General features: G+C 47.9%; 20 protein-coding genes. 10 read left to right on the top strand and 10 right to left on the bottom strand.

The window, feature by feature from the left end:
* Window positions 1-18 precede the first annotated feature (18 nt).
* Complete coding sequence (locus KIK04_RS18280; protein WP_232278809.1) at window positions 19-1,047, bottom strand: tetraprenyl-beta-curcumene synthase family protein; 1,029 nt, start codon at window positions 1,045-1,047, stop codon at window positions 19-21.
* Window positions 1,048-1,222: 175 nt separating this feature from the next.
* A complete protein-coding gene (locus tag KIK04_RS18275) occupies window positions 1,223-1,540 on the bottom strand; it encodes a hypothetical protein (RefSeq protein WP_232275022.1) in 318 nt (105 codons plus the stop codon).
* 302 nt (window positions 1,541-1,842) lie between these two features.
* Between KIK04_RS18275 and KIK04_RS18270 the strand changes: the two genes are divergently transcribed.
* Together KIK04_RS18270 and KIK04_RS18265 are read left to right on the top strand one after the other, a co-directional pair.
* A complete protein-coding gene (locus tag KIK04_RS18270) occupies window positions 1,843-3,033 on the top strand; it encodes an MFS transporter (protein ID WP_232275021.1) in 1,191 nt (396 codons plus the stop codon).
* A gap of 106 nt (window positions 3,034-3,139) precedes the next feature.
* The gene (locus KIK04_RS18265; protein WP_232275020.1) at window positions 3,140-3,790 is read left to right on the top strand and encodes a nitroreductase family protein; all 651 of its coding nucleotides are present in this window, start codon (window positions 3,140-3,142) and stop codon (window positions 3,788-3,790) included.
* 230 nt (window positions 3,791-4,020) lie between these two features.
* Here KIK04_RS18265 and KIK04_RS18260 read toward each other — a convergent pair whose 3' ends face one another.
* A complete protein-coding gene (locus KIK04_RS18260) occupies window positions 4,021-4,767 on the bottom strand; it encodes a YebC/PmpR family DNA-binding transcriptional regulator (protein ID WP_232275019.1) in 747 nt (248 codons plus the stop codon).
* A gap of 206 nt (window positions 4,768-4,973) precedes the next feature.
* Entirely contained in the window at window positions 4,974-5,174 is a 201-nt protein-coding gene (locus KIK04_RS18255; RefSeq protein ID WP_232275018.1) for a cold shock domain-containing protein, read from the bottom strand.
* A gap of 206 nt (window positions 5,175-5,380) precedes the next feature.
* On the opposite strand from KIK04_RS18255, the gene KIK04_RS18250 reads away from it, so the two are divergent.
* Together KIK04_RS18250 and pepF are read left to right on the top strand one after the other, a co-directional pair.
* Entirely contained in the window at window positions 5,381-5,614 is a 234-nt protein-coding gene (locus KIK04_RS18250; RefSeq protein ID WP_232275017.1) for a hypothetical protein, read from the top strand.
* A 443-nt stretch (window positions 5,615-6,057) separates the two neighbouring features.
* Complete coding sequence (pepF, locus tag KIK04_RS18240; RefSeq protein WP_232275015.1) at window positions 6,058-7,851, top strand: oligoendopeptidase F; 1,794 nt, start codon at window positions 6,058-6,060, stop codon at window positions 7,849-7,851.
* Between the two features lie 249 nt (window positions 7,852-8,100).
* Here the strand turns inward: pepF and KIK04_RS18235 are convergent, their stop codons facing one another.
* Window positions 8,101-9,705, bottom strand: coding sequence for an FAD-dependent oxidoreductase (locus KIK04_RS18235; RefSeq protein ID WP_232275014.1), 1,605 nt, complete (start codon window positions 9,703-9,705; stop codon window positions 8,101-8,103).
* Between the two features lie 125 nt (window positions 9,706-9,830).
* Here KIK04_RS18235 and KIK04_RS18230 point away from each other — a divergent pair, with 125 nt between their 5' ends.
* From KIK04_RS18230 to KIK04_RS18220, 3 genes are all read left to right on the top strand, one after another.
* Window positions 9,831-10,148 (top strand): LapA family protein, encoded by a 318-nt coding sequence (locus tag KIK04_RS18230; RefSeq protein ID WP_232275013.1) that lies wholly within the window; start codon window positions 9,831-9,833, stop codon window positions 10,146-10,148.
* A 145-nt stretch (window positions 10,149-10,293) separates the two neighbouring features.
* Window positions 10,294-11,337 (top strand): M42 family metallopeptidase, encoded by a 1,044-nt coding sequence (locus KIK04_RS18225; RefSeq protein ID WP_232278808.1) that lies wholly within the window; start codon window positions 10,294-10,296, stop codon window positions 11,335-11,337.
* Between the two features lie 110 nt (window positions 11,338-11,447).
* Complete coding sequence (locus tag KIK04_RS18220) at window positions 11,448-12,455, top strand: oxidoreductase (RefSeq protein ID WP_232275012.1); 1,008 nt, start codon at window positions 11,448-11,450, stop codon at window positions 12,453-12,455.
* A gap of 599 nt (window positions 12,456-13,054) precedes the next feature.
* Here the strand turns inward: KIK04_RS18220 and KIK04_RS18215 are convergent.
* From KIK04_RS18215 to KIK04_RS18200, 4 genes are all read right to left on the bottom strand, one after another.
* Window positions 13,055-15,019 carry an ABC-F family ATP-binding cassette domain-containing protein gene (locus KIK04_RS18215; RefSeq protein WP_232278807.1) on the bottom strand — a complete coding sequence of 655 codons (1,965 nt, stop codon included), beginning with the start codon at window positions 15,017-15,019 and terminating at the stop codon, window positions 13,055-13,057.
* Window positions 15,020-15,212: 193 nt separating this feature from the next.
* A complete protein-coding gene (locus KIK04_RS18210; protein ID WP_232275011.1) occupies window positions 15,213-15,791 on the bottom strand; it encodes a TetR/AcrR family transcriptional regulator in 579 nt (192 codons plus the stop codon).
* Between the two features lie 77 nt (window positions 15,792-15,868).
* Window positions 15,869-16,699 carry a DUF92 domain-containing protein gene (locus tag KIK04_RS18205; protein WP_232278806.1) on the bottom strand — a complete coding sequence of 277 codons (831 nt, stop codon included), beginning with the start codon at window positions 16,697-16,699 and terminating at the stop codon, window positions 15,869-15,871.
* 60 nt (window positions 16,700-16,759) lie between these two features.
* Window positions 16,760-17,458 carry a fumarylacetoacetate hydrolase family protein gene (locus KIK04_RS18200; RefSeq protein ID WP_232275010.1) on the bottom strand — a complete coding sequence of 233 codons (699 nt, stop codon included), beginning with the start codon at window positions 17,456-17,458 and terminating at the stop codon, window positions 16,760-16,762.
* A 223-nt stretch (window positions 17,459-17,681) separates the two neighbouring features.
* On the opposite strand from KIK04_RS18200, the gene KIK04_RS24245 reads away from it, so the two are divergent.
* The gene (locus KIK04_RS24245; protein ID WP_269670961.1) at window positions 17,682-18,449 is read left to right on the top strand and encodes a molybdenum cofactor biosynthesis protein MoaE; all 768 of its coding nucleotides are present in this window, start codon (window positions 17,682-17,684) and stop codon (window positions 18,447-18,449) included.
* A gap of 2 nt (window positions 18,450-18,451) precedes the next feature.
* On the opposite strand, the gene KIK04_RS18185 is transcribed toward KIK04_RS24245, so the two are convergent.
* The gene (locus KIK04_RS18185; RefSeq protein ID WP_232278804.1) at window positions 18,452-19,528 is read right to left on the bottom strand and encodes a MoeB/ThiF family adenylyltransferase; all 1,077 of its coding nucleotides are present in this window, start codon (window positions 19,526-19,528) and stop codon (window positions 18,452-18,454) included.
* A gap of 284 nt (window positions 19,529-19,812) precedes the next feature.
* Between KIK04_RS18185 and KIK04_RS18180 the strand changes: the two genes are divergently transcribed.
* Together KIK04_RS18180 and KIK04_RS18175 are read left to right on the top strand one after the other, a co-directional pair.
* The gene (locus KIK04_RS18180; RefSeq protein ID WP_232275009.1) at window positions 19,813-20,637 is read left to right on the top strand and encodes a glycosyltransferase family 2 protein; all 825 of its coding nucleotides are present in this window, start codon (window positions 19,813-19,815) and stop codon (window positions 20,635-20,637) included.
* Between the two features lie 98 nt (window positions 20,638-20,735).
* A complete protein-coding gene (locus KIK04_RS18175) occupies window positions 20,736-21,443 on the top strand; it encodes a glycosyltransferase (RefSeq protein ID WP_232275008.1) in 708 nt (235 codons plus the stop codon).
* Window positions 21,444-21,448: the final 5 nt, after the last annotated feature.

Genomic DNA, 21,448 nt, shown 5'->3' with positions numbered 1-21,448 from the left:
TTTCCTCCCTCTATCCTATCAATACATATGTTTGCGTATCCAACGACTGTTTAGCCAGAAAAACAACCGCATGAGCGGACTGTTCTTCATCAGACGTTTAGATACGTTGCGAACCTCTCCTTGCTCGCTAACTTTCGGGTCTGACAAATACAAGGCGAGCAGCCCTTCTATAATCATACGATGAAAACGCCCATTAGGTAGCGAGCTCACTCGAGCTATCGCCTCGTCAGCAAAACGGCCGATTCTTTGTATAACCGTCGCTTCCCCATCGTAATAATTACAGAAATTCAAATCGCCCCCAGCTCGGTCTTCTTCCTGATCGATTAAATAATCGAGCAAAATATGAAGACCGCACACGTACGGAAAATAAGCATGTTTAATCGCCAAAGTTTCGGCAACAGTAAGCCGTTCATCGCAGGCAGACAGGAATAATTGGAATACACCCAAAGTAGAGCCTGTTGCTGCAGCAAACTCATTCCAACCGATGTCTGGAAAGTCTGCAGCATGCTGCTCCCACCATGCAAGCAAGGCAGGTTCTCGCCGTTCTTTGCGAATATGCTTGTGCACTTGCAAATCGGAATAAAGACTTACCAAATTCACGATTTCGCTTTGCGCTGACGCATATCCGGGGAGTTGCTGGATGCAATCGCGGCATGTTTGCACTAAAGCACGCAAATAGTCCCCGTCATCCTTATCTTCCCGCAACGCGTAATAATCGCGCATCGGCAGCTCTGGCTGCACCGCATCCAACATCGATTGATGCAGTAAACGGAAGTCATCCGCATCCAGCGACGTACTCCGGTCGCACAAATTGTCCAAATAATCGCTAATCGTCTGAAATGCCACAATGAGCGGAATGAGCACATCACGCTTGTCCAGTCGGACAGACGCATATACAGCTCCGCCCTCGCAGTGGAACTGTTTGGTCGCAATGCTGGCTAACGCCTGCTTGCGCAGTTCCTCGTTAGGAATAAGTTCCGCTCGAGCGCGCCATTTCGCTAACGCTGACCGGACTTCAGGCAATATAAATTTGTATACGCGGTACATTAGTCGTACCGGCCCTTGTGGGGATGTCGTACAACGCTGCCGATTCAAGGAAAGCCTCCGATCTCCAAGTCGATCTTGCTGGGACCTGTACTCATTTTAGCCGATAATCTCATTAAAGCCGATATAATTATATTACGAAGTGACACTTTGCACAAACCATCTAAGCCAACCTTTTTTAATGGTGAATCTTGGAATCGAATTCTTGGTGCAAACGATACCATAAATGTAAATCGTTAATCATACTTGCTAATTCCGCTATTTCATAATTAATTTTACAGGATGTTTCGAAATGCTCTTCCTCATACAATGCGGCTTGCTTGACGACAATCATCCGCTCAAGCTCCTGAATACGGTCAGGAATGCGGCCTCGTATTTCTTCCCAACGCATTAAAATATCCGCACGCTCTTCCCACGGCACATCTTCCCACTGTCCATCCATCACAGGGACATCAATGCCTAACCGCTTATCCCGTACGAAGTAAAAGCTCCTCATGAAGCTCATCCTTTCATTCCGTACTCCTACTTCATCATCACGACGTCCAACCTAAACGTCAAAATGTCCCGACGTTCCAACCTACAATTCATACCCTACACGCCCGATAACATACTTTGGAGTTAATTTACCACTCTCAGCTGAAGATGTAAACGCTATTTCACGCATAAGCTGGGAAATACTGTTCCCTACTAGGCGAACATGCTATACTTAGCGGTGCTTATATAACTATTTTTAAGCCTATATTTCTATCCCCATCAAGATGTTTTTGCAGCATGAATTACATAAAGGAGCTATGCACAATGTCAAATTACACAAGTCATCATGAAGCCAATTGGCTTCGCGCGTTTGTGTTTACCGTCTTCATGATTGCTTCTATTGTCGTGTCTTATTTTCCGCTGTATTACAAATCTTTAGGCTTTAATAGTGTGCAAATTGGATTGTTATATTCAGTCGGTCCACTAGTCTCAATCGTATCCAATCTATTCTGGGGCGTTGCAAGTGATAAGCTAAGGACGTTGAAAAAGGTCATCATCGTACTATTAATTGGATATCTGATTATATCGCTTGCTTTGAGCCAAATAACATCATTTGCCGCAGTATCAAGCTTGCTAATCGCCTTCTACTTCTTTTACTTTCCTATCTTCCCTTTATTGGATAGCTTCGCAATCGTTACCGCAGAAGCAGAGGGTAAAAGCTTCATTAGCATTCGCGTGTTCGGATCGATCGGCTTTGCCGTATCCGGCCTCGTATTTGGCTTTGTGTTGGGCTCCATAGGCGCACAATATAGCGTATGGGTCGTCATTGCCTTAGGTACAGTCTCGCTGCTGCTCGCTTTTCGGTTAACGGACAAGAAAGCCAAACAGACGACAGTGAAAAAAATGGAGTTTGGCGGACTATGGAAGGTACTGAAACAGCGTGAAGTCGTGTTGTTCTTCCTATTCGTGCTGCTGTTAGCAATCGCTCACCGTTTGAACGAGGCGTTTCTGGGATTGGCATTGATTGAGCTTGGCGCTAACGAATCACTCGTCGGCTTGGCATGGATGCTGTCTGCTGTTAGCGAAATCCCAATCTTTTTCTTATTAAGCGCGTATGGCGATCGGTTTAAGGAACTGCCGCTGCTCGCATTTTCCTGCTTGATGTTTACGATTCGCTTTCTGCTCCTCGCCGTGCTGCAAGACCCAATATGGATGTTGTCTACACAAGTGCTGCATAGCGTATCGTTCGGCATTTTTTTCTTTGTCGCGATTCGTTACCTTAGCCGTGTTATTCCTGACGAATATCGTTCCACAGGCATGGCTGTGTATACGATTGTTTGGTCCAGCATCGCGGGCTTGCTAAGCGGAACGATCGGGGGCGTTCTCATGCAAGCGTATGGTAAGGATGTGGTTTATTACACCAGCACGATGTTCGCCTTGGCAGCCTCGCTCGGCTTTGGAGCGCTAGCTTGGTATTCACAACGCGCTGAGGGCTTAAAGTCTCTCCGAAAATAAACAATTCGAATGAGTCGTTGCATTTCTCGAGCAGCCCATGCTAATATATTAGCACCAGATACTAACATCAGCTCACAAATACTTTCACAGGAGCGGAGGAACCGATTTGACAACTTACGAATTAGTAAAAGAAGTCATTCAACAACGTCGCAGCGTGCGTCATTATATGGATCGTCCTGTTGAATTGGAACATATACGCGAAATTATGGAGTGTGCGCGATATGCGCCTAGCGATACGAATTCACAAACGTGGGAATTTATCGCCATTTTAAATCGTGACATCATCAAGCAAATTGAAGAATTGACATGGGATGCGCTGCATAAACGAGGGCACGAGGCGGAAGCGCTAGGGCTCGCTAGGGAAGCACGCATGTTGACGCGTTCATTTGGGCCTTATGCGACAGCATTTTCCGATGCTCCCGTGCTCATTATCGCGCTAGCAACGCCGTATACCTCTAAATTTAGAGAACGCATTTTTGATCCGATCGGCTTAGTTCCAGATTCCATATGGGAAGAAGAAGGCATTAAGAGCAGTTGCCTTGCCATCCAGAACGTGATGCTAGCCGCTCACGCCCGCGGTCTGGCGACATGCCCGATGACCGGTCCCGTATTATTAGCGGAAGCAGCGATAAAGCAACTGCTCGACATTCCGCATGATCGTCAAGTTAATATGGTGCTAGCGCTAGGATATCCGAAAGTTACACCTGCCTCACCTGCTCGCAAAGAGGTTGACGACATCTTGCGTATCATACAATAATTAGTCGGACATTATGCGGCTAATAAATAGACATACGGGCAAAGTGATAACGTTCAGATCAGACCGTGATGAAATCAAGATTAAAGCGAGATGAATACAGCACCACATAAAAAGCCCCTGCGTGGTCTTATACACCTTAAGGACAAGGAATGAGGACAACAACAGGGGCTTCTATTATGATCATGTCAATTGTTCATTTCAGGAATGTCCATGGCCCGAACTCAAGAGTTCTAACCTTGAATACGCGCCATTTCTTCTTCGCTAACCTCGAAGTTCGTGTACACGTCTTGAACGTCATCGTTATCTTCGAATCCGTCCATCATTTTAAGCAGTTTCTCCGCATTTTCTCCGTCCACTGCTACCATATTTTGCGGAAGATAACGAACATCCGCACTTTGGAACTCGTAGCCTGCTTCTTCAAGCGATTTCTTTACTTCTTCAAATTGATGTGGATGTGTCAGCACTTCGAAGCTGTCTTCATTCACAACAATATCTTCAGCGCCGCTCTCCAGCGCTTGCATCATCATGGTGTCTTCATCCACTTCGTATGCTTCACGATCGATGACGAGCAGTCCTTTGTGATCGAACATATACGATACACAGCCAGACTCACCCATGTTACCGCCACGCTTATTAAAAATCGAACGCACGTCAGCAGCTGTGCGATTACGGTTATCCGTCAAGGCGCGAACCATAATGGCAACGCCGCCTGGTCCATATCCCTCGTATACGATTTCTGCGTACTCGACACTATCTGCTCCGCCCGTTGCTTTTTTAATCGCACGATCGATATTGTCTACCGGCATTTTAATGGCACGTGCATTAGCAATCGCCGTCTTTAAGCCAAAATTCGAGTCTGGGTTTGGTCCACCACTCCGGGCTTGCATATATATTTCGCGGCTTAATTTCACCCACTGGTTGTTCTTTGCCTGATCGGCTTTTCCTTTACGGTCTTTAAATAGCTTAAACTTAGGCATATTTCTACGCTCCCTATCAAACAGTTTCAACAATATATAAGTTTATCATTACAGCTTTAAGCTGGTCAAAGAAAAAGTAAATTGTCATGCCGACACCGTTTGCTGAACACAAAAATAAAGCAGCCCTCACCGATTGCCCGGTGCGGACTGCTATTCATATCGTAGCGAGATTTTAAGTTATAAAATGATCATTTCTTGTGACAACCTCAATATACTTTAGAGACGTTAGCGGCTTGTGGACCACGGTTTCCTTGCGAAATCTCGAACTCAACTGCCTGACCTTCCTCCAAAGACTTAAAGCCTTCTCCTGAAATAGCAGAGAAATGAACGAATACATCGTCACCGTTCTCCACCTGGATAAACCCATAGCCTTTCTCGGCATTAAACCATTTAACAGTACCTTTCAAGTTCAAAACCTCCTCACAATCTCCACCCTAAAGGCGAATATTTCCATTATACGGATCTCATTTGTCCAACGCAACTGATTTGCCTAAACAATTGATTTGATTTCATGGGAAGGCTTAGGTTATGATGAACGATAATGATCGATTGAGCAAGAAACAGAGCAGCGACGCGCTGTTTTTCACTACAGAAACGAGGTTTGAGATTTATTATGTTTAAGACACACGTTATTTACAAGACAGACAAATGGAACATGCTGACGGTTGAAGTACAAGGACGCCACCTCATCCTCCGCGAAATTTCCCAAGAATGGGGCGAGGATACGCATCACTTTCTAAGCCGCCCAGCCATGATGAACTGGGCTGAGCACCGTTTCCCAAAAGAGAAATTCGTAGGTAAGGAAGATGAGTGGCAATCCATTATGGATGCCTTCAAGCAAGTATAGAGGTGCCTGCATGAACTCCTTTAATACGATTGCATTTATTGTGTTAGCCTTCATATTAGGTGGCCTCCTTATATGGAAAAAGGATACTGTCCCCGTTCCTTTACGCCGCTGGATGGCTATATGTTCGCTCGTATTCATCGTTTTTGCCTTCTTCCTTATTGTTTATTCTGCCTTCAACTTAGGAAGATAGGTCTAGCTTCATATTAGAATAACCGAAATTCGGCCATACTACCTCACAAGCCTAAGTCGTCTCATCTGGGGCGATTGACGACAGGAGGTTTATTTTTGTGAGGAAGCGCCATATAGTTGTAGTATCGATTGTGGGAGTTATGCTTTGCACTACTCTCTTTACAGGGTCCCGCAGTACGAACGTACATGCGTGGACTCCATATACATACGGCAATAGCCTCTTACCACAGTCCAAATCCATGAGGAGGGTACATATGCAACAGGTGATTAAACGCTCAGACGTGCCGCAAGAGAATCGGTGGAGACTGGAAGATATACTAGGTTCTCAAGCCGAGTGGGAGAAAGAATATACCCTTGTACATCAACTCGTCGAGAAAATGAAGCAATACCAAGGTAAATTAAGCGATGTTCAAACGCTCAAAGCGTGCTTTGAATTGGAAGATGACATTTCTCTTCATACCGAGCGTCTATACGTGTATGCCAATATGCGTCATCATGAGGATACAGCAGCTCCGCAGCCGCTTGCATTGGCTGAAAAGTCAAAGAAGCTGTCGGTTACGGTAGGCGAAGCATTATCCTTCATTACACCAGAAATTTTGTCCCTGTCTGATGAGCAACTTGATAAGATGATTCAAGAAGCAGCATTGGAACCATACCGCTTCACACTCATTGAAATGAAACGCCAAAAAGCACACATTCTTTCCAAAGCTGAAGAAGCTTTGCTTGCTCAAGTTGGGAACTTGTCTAAAGGTCCCGAGTCTATTTACAGCATGATCAACAATGCAGACATGAAGTTTCCGAAAATTAAAAATGAAGCCGGTGAAGAAGTTGAATTAACACACGGCCGCTATTCGCAATTTTTGGAGAGCCGTGATCGCGGTGTTCGTGAACGTGCATTTGAAGCTGTCTATGGGACGTACCGTAAACAGCGCAATACGATTGCAGCGACATTAAGCGCAAACGTGACTAAGAACTTATTTTACGCCAAAGCGCGCAAGTATCCTTCTGCACTCGAAATGTCGCTGTTCGGCGACAACATTCCGAAAGAAGTGTATACGAATCTCATTGCAACGGTACATAAGCATTTGCCGCTTATGCATCGCTACATGAAATTGCGCACGAAGCTGCTCAAAGTCGACAAGCTGCATATGTACGATCTGTCTGCACCGATTGTAGACGAGTTCGATATGAAGATTCCATACGATGAAGCCAAGAAGATTACGAAAGAAAGCTTGAAGCCACTTGGCGAAAACTATTTGAATGTGCTGCAAGACGGCTATGACAATAGCTGGATCGATGTGTACGAAAATGAAGGCAAGCGCACGGGAGCATATAGCTGGGGCGCTTATGGCACTCACCCGTATGTACTGCTTAATCATAAAGACAACTTGAACAGCATGTTCACGTTAACTCACGAGATGGGTCATGCGCTGCACACTTATTTCTCGGACAATAACTTGCGTTACCGTGATGCGCAATACCCGATCTTCTTGGCTGAAGTTGCGTCCACGCTGAACGAAGCGTTGTTGATGGATTATTTGCTGAAGAAGACAACCGATCCGAAAGAGAAGATGTATTTGCTGGCGTACTACGTGGATCAATATCGTACGACGGTGTTCCGTCAAACGATGTTTGCGGAGTTCGAAATGATTATGCACGAACGCGCTGAGCAAGGCGAGGCATTGACTGCTCAAGTATTGAGCGAAATTTACTATGAGCTGTCCAAAAAATATTATGGCGACGACATGGTCGTTGATCAAGATATTGAAATGGAATGGGCACGCATCCCTCACTTCTACACAAGCTTCTACGTGTACAAGTACGCGACAGGCTTTTCAGCTGCGCAAAGCTTCTCCAAGCAAATCTTGGAGGAAGGCCAGCCAGCGGTTGAGCGTTATCTGGGCTTCCTGAAGAGCGGGGGCAGCGACTACCCGATCAATATTTTGAAAAAAGCAGGCGTAGACATGTCTACAGCGGCTCCGATTGAAGAAGCGATGAGCATTTTGGAATCGCTGATTGAAGAAATGGAGCAAACAGCAGCCAAGTAAGCAAGCTGTTGATGCTTAATAACAAGAGGCGAAGAGCGGATGCTCTCGCCTCTTTTATTTTGCTCGTCACGTGTGAAATGTTATGAATTGCGGACTGATGGACTTGTGGGCTTGTTGACTTGTGGGCTTGCAGGCTTGCAGGCTTGTCGCCTTATCGGCTGTTAACGCCAAACTGTACACACAGCGAATATCAAGCTAACTACCTTACAACAACCTAGCAGCCTTAAGCCTAACAACGACTGGCTAGCCTTACAGCTCTTTTCCGTCAAATGGCCAGCTTCGCTCCACCCCTGCAGCGTCCAGTTCCGCTTGATAGGCGTGCAAATGTTCACGCTGGAATCGTATGTCGTGTGGCGTCAATTCATGTTGCAACGCATACGCAAGTAAATGCCCTACCGCTTCGCCGATGTTCCATTCGGTTGGATGCAAGCGATAACAACCATTCGTAATTTGCGTCGTGCCAATATTTTTACAAGCGGGCAGCACGTTACGAACACGGATCGGCAGCAGTGCGCTTAGTGGTATTTCATACGGCAAAGCAGGAATATAAGCTGTCCGGCGTGTTTCTGTCGTCATATGCAAATCCAGAAAATATCGGCCCACTCCGACGCTATCCTCATATCGACGAATACCAAGCCCTTGCTGCTGGCGTATTTCTTTGTTTACGTCACCTTCCGTAATCGTATACAGCGCTCGAATGCGGCGTGATTCGCGAATGTACGGTGCTTTCGCCAGCCCATCCTTTGTGCCAAGCACGTCTCCACGCAAACTTAAATTAGGATAGCCAAAGCCCGAGTCATGACGCGGCGCTTCAGTCTGAAGCCAGTAGAGCAAAGATAAGCTTAATTGACGCGCTTCTTCAATGATTCGTTGACGCTCATTGTAATCACTTTCGATTAGCGATTTGAGCGAATAATCATTTTGCGGCCAATTAATAAGGGAAATGTCATGCGGATATACTTCTGGCTTAAACTGCTTTCGATTTATAATCCGTCGATATGTCCATAACGGGTAGTCCTTCCAATTGTCTGAAAGTAAGACGAACTTGCGATATTCCGCTTTTGTACCTGGCTTAATGTCCCACCAGTTGAGCAGTGGATACGGGGAATCTGGGTACCGGAACTTTTTCCACCAATCGTACATCTCCGGCTTAGGGATCATTTCCCCTTTGTCAGGATGCTGCTCATCCATCGTTAACGCCATAACGATCGTAAACGATTGAATGTCCCGTGAGTTAGCTTCCGGCAGTGCGTGTGGTTCCTTCGTATCCGCAGCAGACTCTGCACCAACAACATGCTCGATCCCTGCTAGCGGTAGCAAGTCACCTAGTTCAGTCGCGTCCACAAAAAAGCTTCCCCTCAAGCGCGTTAAGCAACCGCTCGGCAAATGCCGTACCACAACATGCTCTACCTCATCTTTTTCACAATCAGCCTCTACCGGTATCGTCTCAACCATGATGTGTAAGCGACCACTCTTCAAGTGTGGCGCCAGCATTCGCAGCAAAATCTCATGGGCAAGCCGCGGCTCATGACACAACCGACTGACCCATCCACTCCCCGGATTGAATTGGGTCACATATTTTTCGTGCTGCGCCACCTCAGGTAAAATAAGATTCGAATCCCGATAATGATTACGTACAGCGTGTCTAAATGCCCTGTAACTGCGCGTACTGCCAAACTCCTCAATCCACGGATGCTCATCAGGAGGAACAGCTTGGCTCGTTAGCTGGCCCCCGATCCAATCCGTTTCTTCTGTCATCAGAACACGATACCCTCGCTCCGCTAACGTCCAAGCTGCAATCGTTCCACCTAGTCCTCCACCAATGATGACAACATCTGCTTCTAAGTTTTCCATACTATCCCTCCTCACTTTATAATTAAACTTCGTTTCAACTTGTGACACTCGCTGTCGAACATTATACTGATATTACATCACCACATGAAACCAACTCCCTACAACAGGGAAAAGGAGGACATCTTATGCGAATTCAATGGTCTTTGTTAGCAGGCCTATTGTTTGCGTTAATTACGGCTATTTTCGCCGTGATCAACGTAGAACCGGTGCAAGTCAATTTATTGTTTGGCACCTTTGATGTGCCGCTCATTTTGCTTATACTCGGCTGTACCGTACTCGGCGCCTTAATCGTCGGCTCTTACAGCATTTATTTGCAGTATAAAATGCAGCGAAAAATAAAGATGCTTGAGCAGCAGCTAGCACATGTTATCGACGCTACAGGGTATTTAATGCCTACAGAGGCACTTGTACCTACGGAAGAAGATTCCACCAACAAGATTTAACAAGTTCCCCCGTGTAAGTGATAGCTCGTTCTTTGGTTATCTGTCACTTGCACGTTACTCAATTATACATAAGGAGTGACCACACAACATGACTACAAATGAACATCACGAGACGCCCCCCCATGCGAACGTACGTCCAGAAGCGTTGCATGTATCCATTGACGACAATTACGTCCTATCGTTTTTACTTGAGCTGTTAAATACTCCTAGCCCAACCGGTTATACACATCACATCATGGAGCGCATCGCTCAAGAAGCGAAGCGGCTTGGCTTTACTTATGAGAGTACGCAAAAAGGCTGTGGCATAATTCGTGTTTCCGGTCATGCGAGCGATGCAAACCGCGTCATTTGTCTGTCTGCTCATGCAGACACGCTCGGCGCAATGGTACGTTCCATTAACGACGACGGCACTTTACGCCTCACTTCAATCGGTGGCTATATGATGAACGCCATTGAAAATGAATATTGTCAAATTCATACCCGCTCTGGCAAAGTGTACACGGGCACGATCCAGACGAATCAACCTTCGACCCACGTGTTTCGAAACTCTGATGAGTTGAAACGTGATGACAAAGTAATGGTTGTCCGTATTGATGAACTTGTACATACAGAAAAAGATACACAGCAGCTTGGCATTCGTACAGGCGACTATGTTTCCTTTGAACCTCGGGCGGTCCACACGCCTTCTGGCTTTATAAAGTCACGCCATTTGGATGACAAAGCGAGTGTTGCCGCGCTGTTCGGCTTGTTGGAAAGTATGAGTCGGACCAAGTGGCAGCCACGGCATGATACGGTCATTTTCATCACGAATTATGAGGAAATTGGTCATGGCGCTTCTTATATTCCTGCTGATATTACGGAAATGATTGCTGTTGATATGGGAGCTATCGGTGATGATTTAAACTGCAAGGAGACAGATGTTTCGATTTGTGCCAAAGATTCATCAGGGCCATACGATTACTTTATGACGGGTACGCTCATTGAACTGGCAGAACGCGATGGTATCCAATACGTCACAGATATTTATCCTTTTTACGGCTCAGATGCTTCTGCTGCGCTGCGCGGTGGAAATAACATTCGCGCCGCGTTGATCGGGCCCGGTGTACAAGCTTCACACGCGATGGAGCGCACGCATGAGCAAGCGGTCATAAATACGGCGCGCTTGTTGGCAGCTTACATTTGTGAATAAGGCGGAATCCATCTGTGTAGAGATGGTGAATGAAATAATCGGTTGAAACGGCTTACATGTGCATGATCTGCATGATTTGCAAGATGCGGCATAAAGGAGGCGAATTCGCTGTGAATCAAGCTTATCAAGCGCTCGTCTTAAACAAGACGGGAGAGGGTGACGTTCAAGCACGGGTTCAGACCCGTCAGTGGAATGAGCTGCCAAGCGGGGACGTTACGATACAGGTAGCCTACTCCAGCTTGAACTACAAGGACGCACTTGCTTGCTCACCAAACGGTAATATTGTGAAATCGTACCCGTTCGTGCCTGGCGTTGATTTGGCTGGTACTGTCGTGGACAGTACCGATGCTCGTTTTGTGGCGGGGCAACGTGTCCTTGTGACAGGATATGAACTTGGCGTGTCGTATGATGGTGGCCTAAGCGAATATGCCCGCGTGCCAGCGGATTGGGTTATTCCGCTGCCGGAAGAGTTGAGCTGCCGTGATGCCATGATTTTCGGCACAGCTGGTTTAACGGCCGCGCTGTCCATCGAGCGCCTTGAGCGGCATGGTGTAAAGCCTGAAGACGGGCCAGTGCTCGTTACTGGCGCAAGCGGTGGCGTAGGCACATTTGCGGTGGCGATGCTGGCCGCTGGTGGCTACGAGGTAGCTGCGGTAAGCGGTAAGCCGCAGCTGGCAGATGCTTTGCGTCAACTTGGCGCAAAGGAAGTTATGGCGCGCACGGAACTGCTGCCAGAGCGGCCAAGGCCGCTTGATAAGCAGCGTTGGGCTGCTGCCGTGGATGTGTGCGGCGGTCCGATATTGACTGCCGTGCTTGCTTCCCTTCACTACGGCGGCGCGGTTGCCGCGAGTGGTCTGACGGCAGGTAGTTCGCTGCCGGCGACGGTGTATCCGTTTATTTTACGGGGCATCACATTGTATGGTATCGATTCGGTCTATGTGGACCAAGCCCGCCGCAGCGCATTATGGTCGCGTATTGCAACAGATTGGGCCCATCTCGTGCAGCTACAACGTGTGAACGAGATCCATTTAACGGAAGTCGCAGCTGTCGCTGCTCGTATGCTGGAGGGGCAAACTTGGGGCCGAACGATTGTAAACATTGCGGGAACCAAGCCATGACAACTACGAACTGGTCCATAGGTGCCCAAGCAGCGCTAGAAGCTGCGATTACATGCCGTGAGCAGCATTACATGCTGACGTGTGAAGCTTCGGGTGCATAACATGTCCGCGCAGATAGTCTCGTAGATTATGTAAGGATATGTAGATGGGTGCTTCCACATGGAGTACCCCTCAGGCTGTCGAGAAAGCAAAGTTAGTTCTTAACGGTTGCCATAATGGCTATATCGCCAGATTTACTTCGTTTTAATTTCTAACGGTTATGGGTGAGCTTATTGCTCCAATTTCATTCAAAATCCAGCTGTTTTCAGCGTAATAAACACCGTCATAACCGTTACATGTTGAATGGGCTCATATTCGCTGACATAACAACTGTGGCGACCGTTAGGAGAGGAGTCAGTGACTCAGCTGACTATTAACGGTTAGGGCACAAGGGATCAAGGGATCAACTGACTACCAACCGATACGTGCGAAGCTACTTGCCGTTATCTCAATGAAGAGAAACCCTCGTCTTAACGAACAGAGGTTTCTTGACAAGCAGAAAGGGGTACTCCATATGGAGTACCCCTTTCTCTTTAAGATATCGAGAGCTTTTGCAGCCGCTATTTCTTTTTGCTCGCCTCAATCTGCTCGGCAAGTTCACTTAAATACGTCCAGCGCTCCATCAGCTCGTTAAGGCGCTCCTCTGTTGCCTGCTGCTCGCTCATCAATTGCTGTAGCCTTACAGCATCGTTGAATGCCAGCTCCATCTCACGTTGAATCGACTCGAGCTTCGTTTCTGTGTCGGCAATCATGCCTTCAATTTGCTCGTACTCACGTTCTTCCTTGTAGGACATTTTCAGCTTTTTACGCTCATCCTTCTGGGGCTGTTGGTCAGCTTCCGCACGCTCTGCCAAGCCTGCATCCTTTTCCTTACGTCCAGATGTCCCAGATGACGACTGTTTCCCTGATTCAAGGGCACTTGAAGGTCCGTTAGCCGTACGCCACTCGATATATTCCGAATAATTACCGACATGCTGGTGAATTCGGCCCGCTTCCAACGACCACATACGCTCTGCCACACGATCCAAGAAGAAACGATCATGCGATACCGTAATGACGACACCTGGAAAATCGTCTAAATACTGTTCCAAAACAGACAACGTTTGGATGTCCAAATCGTTGGTTGGCTCATCCAGCAACAGAACGTTCGGTGCAGTCATTAACATACGCAGCAATTGCAAGCGCCGCTTCTCGCCGCCAGATAACTTAGCAACAAGCGTCCATTGCATCGTAGGATTGAACAAAAAGCGTTCTAGCATCTGTGCTGCCGAAATCGTATGTCCCTCGCCTGTACGAACTGTCTCTGCTGCCTCGCGAATGTATTCGATAACACGCATCGATCCATCCATTTCTTCATGCTCTTGCGTGAAGAAACCGATCTTGACAGTTGGGCCTAACGTAATCGTTCCTTGGTCCGGTTGCCGTTCACCCGCTATAACGCGTAGCAGCGTCGATTTGCCCGCTCCGTTGGGCCCGATAATTCCGATGCGATCTCCCGGGACTGCAATGTAATCTAAACCTTGGAACAACAATTGATCGTTAGCTTGGCAGCCAAGCTCCTCGATCTCCATAATCTTTTTGCCCAACCGTGTTGAAGCAGCGGACAACTCGACCGAATCATTTTTGGCAGCCGCGCTTTGCCCTGACAATTCTTCATATCGTTGAATCCGTGCCTTCTGCTTCGTTGTCCGTGCCTTAGCACCTCGACGCATCCATGCAAGCTCATGGCGAAGCAAATTTTGACGCTTATCTTCAGACGCATCTTCACGAGCCTCACGGTCCGCTTTTAACTCCAAAAAATGCGTGTAGTTCGCTTCATAAAAGAACGCTCTACCTTGATCCAGCTCGATCATGCGGTTAGCGACCCGATCCAAAAAGTAGCGATCATGCGTAATCATAAGCAAGGCGCCGGAACGTTTTTGCAGCATCGTTTCCAGCCAAGCGACCGTCTCGTTGTCGATGTGGTTCGTCGGCTCATCCAGCAGCAGCACGTCTGATGGCTGAATAAGTGCTGAAGCTAACGCAACCCGCTTCCTTTGGCCACCTGATAGCTCGCCCATTCGTGCATCAAAACGATCAATACCAAGCTTCGACAAAATCGTCTTCGCTTCACTTTCCAGTTGCCAAGCATTAAGACGATCCACATCGTCGCTGGCCCGCACTAATTTGGTCTGAAGCTGTTCATTATCCGGCTCGTGACGCAGCTTCTCCAACAACTCCGTATACACGCGTACAGCGATCATTTCCGGTAGATTCCCGCCCATAACTTGGTCTAATACGGTCACATTTGGATCAAATTCAGGCTCTTGTGATACGTATTGCAACGTCACCCGATTCGCCATCAGAATGCGTCCTTCTTCCGGTGCCTCTATACCAGCGACCGTTTTCAGAAACGTTGATTTTCCTGTACCGTTGACCCCGATAATACCAAACCTATCACCAGCTTCAATGCCGAACGTAACGTTGCGGAACAACGTCTTTTCACCATAGCTTTTTCCTACATTATCTATCGTCATCACATGCATCATTATTTTCCTCCATCCATAGCGACAAGGGCGCCTCCACGTACGGCTTATGAATCCAACAGCTAAGCCAGTCCAGACGCACCTTATCGCCGTTCACAAAACGAGGGAGAACCTATTGTTCTCCCTGTTCTCCCTTTAAACTTCTTATACACACTTCTGTTCGTAAAAGGATACCCCTAAAGCGTGATCAGACTCATGCTCTCGCTTGTACGGCACAACCATTCATAAACAAATCTACTGAAAAATGGACCCGTTGTTGTAAATCCGTCTCCGTAAACGTTGGCGAGAATAAAATGTCCATTTTGAGCATATCAAGCATTCCCGCATACGATTTTGCTAGTAACATCGGCTCGGACAAGCCGTGGGTATCCATTATATTTGCAATTAAATGGGTATAGCGATACATAAATGCACCCAATGCCTTCATCAGCTCTGGATCGTTATTAGGCGCTTTAAAAAACAAATTCGTGTACTGTTTACGATTAAAATAGTATCGGAGATGATGTTCAGCAACAAATTGAAGCTTCTCCATCAACAAATGGCACTTCTGTAATCCAAACTCCAGCTCTGCTGCATACTGTTCAAAATCACGCACGGTAATCGCCGTAAATAACTGTTCCTTACTATTAAAATATAAATACAAGGTTCCTTTAGCGATGCCCGCTTTTTCCGCAATTTCAGACATTTTCGTTTCGTAAAAACCGTTGGAACCGAAAAGCTCGTAGGCTGCATCGAGAATTAAACTCAATTTAGGTGCTTGAGCGTAACTCATCGCGTTCACCTCCTTTACTGCCACTTGCTCTAGTTCGAATAATAACATGCCCTATCTATTATGTCGATTTATACCGTTCACACAAGGCCAAATAACAAGGCACACAGCCATGCCGCAGCACCGCCCGCGCAAGAACTAATCAGGTTGACCAAATCGTTGTTCAACCATGCAAATCCGCGGACGAGCGTTGTCGGCTGCCCGCAATGGGCACGGCGCTCGGTGAACACATCACATGTGTTACAGCGATAACCAGCCTGAGCGGTGGCACCGAGCAAAGAATCGGTAAAGGCACCGATAACGCCACCTACCAGCCCAGCCGTTATTAAAGCTAATAGTTCATAGACCGATGCCGTCAAATACGGTTCTGGCGACAACAGCGTAAATAACGCGCCAGCCACCCCGACCGTTAACGCGCCACCGACAGCAGCTAACGATCCTAAACCGGACACCGCGCCAGACGTTCCAGCCGGAACTTGTTGTCCGCTTAATATCGAACGTGGCAGTTTGCGGCTCAAGCTGCCGATTTCGGTCGCCCACGTGTCCGCGTTGACCGTTGCCATAACACCGACAAATACCCATAGCCAACTAGAATGCGGAAATAAGGCATGTCCAAGGCAAAGCACCATCCCGATGCCACCGTTAGCAAACACTTGACCTGCATCACGTGCACCCGATTTTTCGTAAACGTCGTCCAACCGGCTTTTCATCCGTTTTTTCCATTTTGACCATAGCGTTGACGTTATAAAAAAAGTAAGCAATAAGCCGAACCAAATGAGGCTTCCGCTCCCAAAATAAATCGTTCCCATCACGCTGGCCGCTACTGCACCACTTAACGTCAGCGAGCGTTTAAGCAAAGCTGCTCCTGCAACGAGTAAGCTGCCGAGCAAACCAGCCAGCCACATTGTCATTTCCGGCCATTGTAGCACGGCATTTCCTCCCTCGATTAAACCGATTTCATAATCAACTGACTACGTTTGTTGACGAGCTCCAATGACGCAGGAGCCTAATATGGAATCGCTCAGGCACAATTCCAAACGATCCCCTGCTTGCACGGGGCCAACACCCGCAGGTGTTCCCGTAAATATAATGTCCCCTGCTCCCAAACCATAATGGTGAGCCACATATTGAATCAATTCGTCAAACGAGAACATCATATCGTTCGCCATGCCTTGCTGCACACTCTCTCCGTTACGCAGCAAAGAAAACGGTGTTCTCGCAAGCTGTTCCGAACCTGGATAAGCAAAAAACGGTGTGATCGGTGCGGAGTGGAGCACACCTTTTGCAGGTAGCCATGGCGTGCCTTTTTTCTTCACTACGTCCTGCACGTCACGCAATGTAAAATCAATGCCGAGCGCAATGCCGTCGACCACGTCGTCTGCCGTCATGCCTGGCTCTACACGTCGTCCAATACGAAGCACCAGCTCGATTTCGTGATGGACAGCCCCTTGGTGAAGTGGCAGTTGCAGCTCGGTCTCCTGTGTGAGCTGCGTGACCGCATGAGAAGGCTTCAAAAATACGAGCGGCTCGTCAGGAACTTCGTTGCCCAACTCGGCTGCATGCAGTCGATAGTTGCGTCCGATGCAATATACGTTGCCAAATTCCAAAGCATAAACTTCATTTTTAAGTGCATGTTCACTTGCTAGATTTGCCGTGTTTATCGTATTCATTTTAACCGTTCCCCCTCATTTTTTCCAACTAAAGTCACTTTCATTGCGCTCATGACGAACTTATGGACAGTCTTTTTGACATACTTAATGACATACTTAATGAAGTGCTAATCAACGTACTTATAGACGTACTTCTCAACATGATCTGCACAGGCTATGATAATATAAAAAGGATAAACAAACCTAAGTCAGACATCATTTATGGAAGAAAGAAGGTATCCGAATGTCTTACTCTTACACCATTCAATGCTTTGCTGGAATAGCAGACGCCGTAGGCCAGCCTAGCATGATCATACATGCTGACTCTGCTCAGATGACCGTACGCGAGTTAAAAGCGTTGATCGCCGAACACTATCCAGCGGCGAGCGCGATTATTACGCGCTCTTTTATGGCCGTCAATCAAGCGTATGCCCCTGATCATGCTAATGTTGCAGCGCAGGATGAGCTTGCGCTTATTCCGCCAGTATCAGGCGGCGATGGCATAGGAGACGACGCAAGTGATGGCGCAAATAATGCGTCACACCACAACATATCTGCGGACGGACGCTTTGAACTCACATACGCGCCCATTTCAACCGAAGAGGTAGCGAACAAAGTTGCTGATCCAGATCATGGAGCCGCGCTCATCTTTATCGGCACGACGCGCGAGCATACAGACGGCAAGCGGACGGTGCAGCTGGATTATGAAGCCTACGTGCCGATGGCTTTAGGCATGCTCGTATCCATCGGCGAAGAAATTGCCGAGCGCTGGCCAGGCACCATAACGGCGATCACTCACCGCCTTGGCACCGTACAAGTCGGTGCCGCGAGCGTCGTTATTGCTGTCTCTGCACCGCGCCGAGTCAGCAGTTATGAAGCAAGTCGCTACGCAATTGAGCGACTTAAACAGCGCGTTCCGATTTGGAAAAAGGAAAGTTGGGATGACGGCTCTGAATGGATCGGCCATCAGCTTGGCCCATGGGACCCACTAGCCGAACATCCGCTTCCTTAACCTTATCCTAAATAGCGGTCATACACCGTGCGCGCTTCTACGGGGTCCTGCGTGCCATGCACAAGCACACGGCCGTCGCGGAAAATGACGAGCCGGTGGTGCGCGGTCTGGAGCGAAACGAGATACGGATTAGCCGATACTTCGCATTCATCCAGCCCCCGAAAGCGCGCAGCAAGCCCGTCCAAATCAAGGACAAGCGATTGAGCAGGCCGAATTTGCACCGTGTCACGCCCGCATAAAATGTCCGTCTTGCGATGGTTAGCCGCGCTTAAATACGGATAGACTGCCTGTTCTCCGCACGATGGACAATCGGATCGCTTGGCGGCACCGACATGGATGGACGTAAATTGATTCGTCCACAAGTCAAACGACACGAGCTTATCGCGCAGCGCTTCATGCTTTCCGGCCAGCCATTTTAACGCTTCGGCAGCTTGATAAGCGACAACCATTTGCACGGCTGGCGGAATAATCCCAGCCGTATCGCAGGTCGCTCCCCCAATTGGCACACTCTCCATCAAACAGTGCAGGCAAGGTGTGTGCTTAGGAACAAACATCATCGACATGCCGTAGCTTCCTACACAAGCTCCATATATCCACGGAATGTTCATACTCATTGCATAATCGTTAATGAGCATCCGTGTATCAAAGTTATCTGTCGCATCTAAAATAAGGTGTACATCCGCTGCCATATCCGGCAGCTCGTCCACTGTCACATCTGCCACCAAGCCGCGTATGCTAACATCACAGTTAATCGCCTTTAGTCTGCGCTCCGCGGCAACGGCCTTCGGCAATCGTTCCTGCGCATCTTGCTCCGTGTACAGTTGCTGCCGCTGCAAGTTGCTCCACTCCACATAATCACGGTCAACGATTGTGACATGACCGACGCCCGCTCGTACTAGCGTCTCGGCAATGCCGGAGCCAAGAGCGCCTGCTCCCACTACGAGCACGCGACTGGCACGTATGCGCTGCTGTCCATCTGGCCCAATTGGGCTGAATCGCTCCTGCCTAGAGTAACGATCATGTCTAGAGTCACGATCATGCCTAGCATCACGATTATGTGTAGCGTCACGCTCATCCATTCCCGCTTCCGACGTTGATTCGGATTGTATTTGTTCGTCTGTCGACAGAGACATCGTTGCACCGCTCCCCTCGTTGTGTTGTCTACTTGCTATTGTACATGAACAACCCATAATTGCCCACTATCAGCCCTCTACATCATGTAGACGAACACGCTATGTTTCCAGCATGCCTTTTTAAAAATAAGCCCCTAATTCTAAAGTGATGTCATCTACTCCCTACTCATACAATGGTCACATAGGCCCCTATAGGCCACATTTTAATGAACAAATCGGAGGATAATTCTATGGCCTTACCACGTGTGTTAATCGGTAGTCCCATCAAACAACAGCCCGATATTCTGCAAGCTTTTCTACAGTCCTTAGAGCTGATTAAGCAAACATCCTTTGAAGCCGATTTTATTTTTGTTGATGATAATGATCATGTCACGTCTGCGCACGATCTCGTTGCCTTTCAGAACCGCAACCCAAAATGGAATATTAACGTATGGCCAAGTGAGCAACCTAACTTAACTTACCATCGAACCGAAACGACTCATTATTGGAGCGAGGCGCTCATATGGCATGTCGCTGCTATGAAAGACCGGATTTTGGATCACGCGCAAGAAATGCGCTACGATTACGTCTTTCTCATTGATTCGGACGTCATTATACATCCCGATACGATCGAGCGCTTAATGGGCACGCAAAAAGATATTGTGGCGAATATTTACTGGACAGCATGGGAGCCCAACATCATTGAAATGCCGCAAGTATGGCTGCAAGATGTATATTCGCTCATTCCGAAAGCTCGGCTGGAGCAGTTAACGGATGAAGAGTCGAATGCAAGACTGCTTACCTTTTTAAAGCAGCTGCGTCAGCCTGGCATTTTTGAAGTTGGTGGGTTAGGCGCTTGCACATTGATTAGCCGAAAAGCAATTGAAGCTGGGGTGCGCTTTAAAGAAATTCGCAACATTTCGTTCTGGGGCGAAGACCGTCATTTTTGCGTCCGCGCTGCGGCGCTCGGCTTTTCTCTGTATGTGGATACACGTCGTCCTGCCTACCACATTTACCGTCAGACTGATTTAGATGGGGTAGCCCGCTACATTCAAGCATGTAAACAGCCCGATTAAAAGATGGAGCCGTCAAAAATAAGAGGATGCCACTGGGTTTTTTACCGTTTATTGGGATCTGTTCATTTGTGCCTGCTTGTGAAGGAGGAAGCTGCTCCATGCGCCCAAGACCGTACCGTTTAACGCTGTCGATGACCGTTCACAACGAAGCAGACCGTTACTTGAGTCGCGTACTACAACGGTATCGTCCTATCATTGATCAGGCGGTCATTATCGATGATGGCAGCACAGACCATACGGTATCCGTTTGTGAAGAGATACTTAACGGAATACCACTCCATCTGATTAGGAATGAAGCGTCGAACTTCAAGGAGGAGCATCGACTGCGCAAGCAGCAATGGGAAGCGACATTAAGCACCGATCCCGATTGGATCTTGAATGTGGATGCCGACGAACTGTTCGATCAACAGTTGGATCAACATATTGAGGCGCTCTTGCGTCAGCATGTTTACGATGCGTTTTACTTTCGGTTATATGATATGTGGAACGAGACCCACTATCGGGAGGACTATTTTTGGCGAGCGCATCTTATTTATCGCCCCTTCCTTGTACGGCCGCACTGCTTAGCAAGTACGGCTTGGAAAGAAACGAACCAGCATTGCGGCCGATTCCCGCTTGAAATTGAGCAGCTGTCTTTTGCGTGTCATTCGGCCCGCATACAGCATTTTGGCTGGGCTACGCCACAAGACAGGCTGCATAAGGCAGAGCGTTACCGCCTGCTGGACCCGGAAGGGCAGTACGGTTGGCTCGAACAATACGAGTCCATTTTGGACCCCGCCCCGCCTTTAGTCGCATGGGAAGAGTGACGACC

The sequence above is a fragment of the Paenibacillus sp. 481 genome, from assembly GCF_021223605.1.
Classification (GTDB): domain Bacteria; phylum Bacillota; class Bacilli; order Paenibacillales; family Paenibacillaceae; genus Paenibacillus_B.
This window is presented reverse-complemented; position numbering and strand designations above follow the sequence as displayed.

What these genes read in the sequence shown, in the direction of transcription:
- KIK04_RS18200 (WP_232275010.1), bottom strand. Translation starts at nt 17,458, where the DNA reads ATGAATACGATAAACACGGCAAATCTAGCAAGTGAACATGCACTTAAA.
- pepF (WP_232275015.1), top strand. Translation starts at nt 6,058, where the DNA reads ATGCAACAGGTGATTAAACGCTCAGACGTGCCGCAAGAGAATCGGTGG.
- KIK04_RS18260 (WP_232275019.1), bottom strand. Translation starts at nt 4,767, where the DNA reads ATGCCTAAGTTTAAGCTATTTAAAGACCGTAAAGGAAAAGCCGATCAG.
- KIK04_RS18230 (WP_232275013.1), top strand. Translation starts at nt 9,831, where the DNA reads ATGCGAATTCAATGGTCTTTGTTAGCAGGCCTATTGTTTGCGTTAATT.
- KIK04_RS18275 (WP_232275022.1), bottom strand. Translation starts at nt 1,540, where the DNA reads ATGAGGAGCTTTTACTTCGTACGGGATAAGCGGTTAGGCATTGATGTC.
- KIK04_RS18250 (WP_232275017.1), top strand. Translation starts at nt 5,381, where the DNA reads ATGTTTAAGACACACGTTATTTACAAGACAGACAAATGGAACATGCTG.
- KIK04_RS18235 (WP_232275014.1), bottom strand. Translation starts at nt 9,705, where the DNA reads ATGGAAAACTTAGAAGCAGATGTTGTCATCATTGGTGGAGGACTAGGT.
- KIK04_RS24245 (WP_269670961.1), top strand. Translation starts at nt 17,682, where the DNA reads ATGTCTTACTCTTACACCATTCAATGCTTTGCTGGAATAGCAGACGCC.
- KIK04_RS18180 (WP_232275009.1), top strand. Translation starts at nt 19,813, where the DNA reads ATGGCCTTACCACGTGTGTTAATCGGTAGTCCCATCAAACAACAGCCC.
- KIK04_RS18175 (WP_232275008.1), top strand. Translation starts at nt 20,736, where the DNA reads ATGCGCCCAAGACCGTACCGTTTAACGCTGTCGATGACCGTTCACAAC.
- KIK04_RS18210 (WP_232275011.1), bottom strand. Translation starts at nt 15,791, where the DNA reads ATGAGTTACGCTCAAGCACCTAAATTGAGTTTAATTCTCGATGCAGCC.
- KIK04_RS18185 (WP_232278804.1), bottom strand. Translation starts at nt 19,528, where the DNA reads ATGGATGAGCGTGACGCTACACATAATCGTGATGCTAGGCATGATCGT.
- KIK04_RS18270 (WP_232275021.1), top strand. Translation starts at nt 1,843, where the DNA reads ATGTCAAATTACACAAGTCATCATGAAGCCAATTGGCTTCGCGCGTTT.
- KIK04_RS18205 (WP_232278806.1), bottom strand. Translation starts at nt 16,699, where the DNA reads ATGACAATGTGGCTGGCTGGTTTGCTCGGCAGCTTACTCGTTGCAGGA.
- KIK04_RS18215 (WP_232278807.1), bottom strand. Translation starts at nt 15,019, where the DNA reads ATGCATGTGATGACGATAGATAATGTAGGAAAAAGCTATGGTGAAAAG.
- KIK04_RS18280 (WP_232278809.1), bottom strand. Translation starts at nt 1,047, where the DNA reads ATGTACCGCGTATACAAATTTATATTGCCTGAAGTCCGGTCAGCGTTA.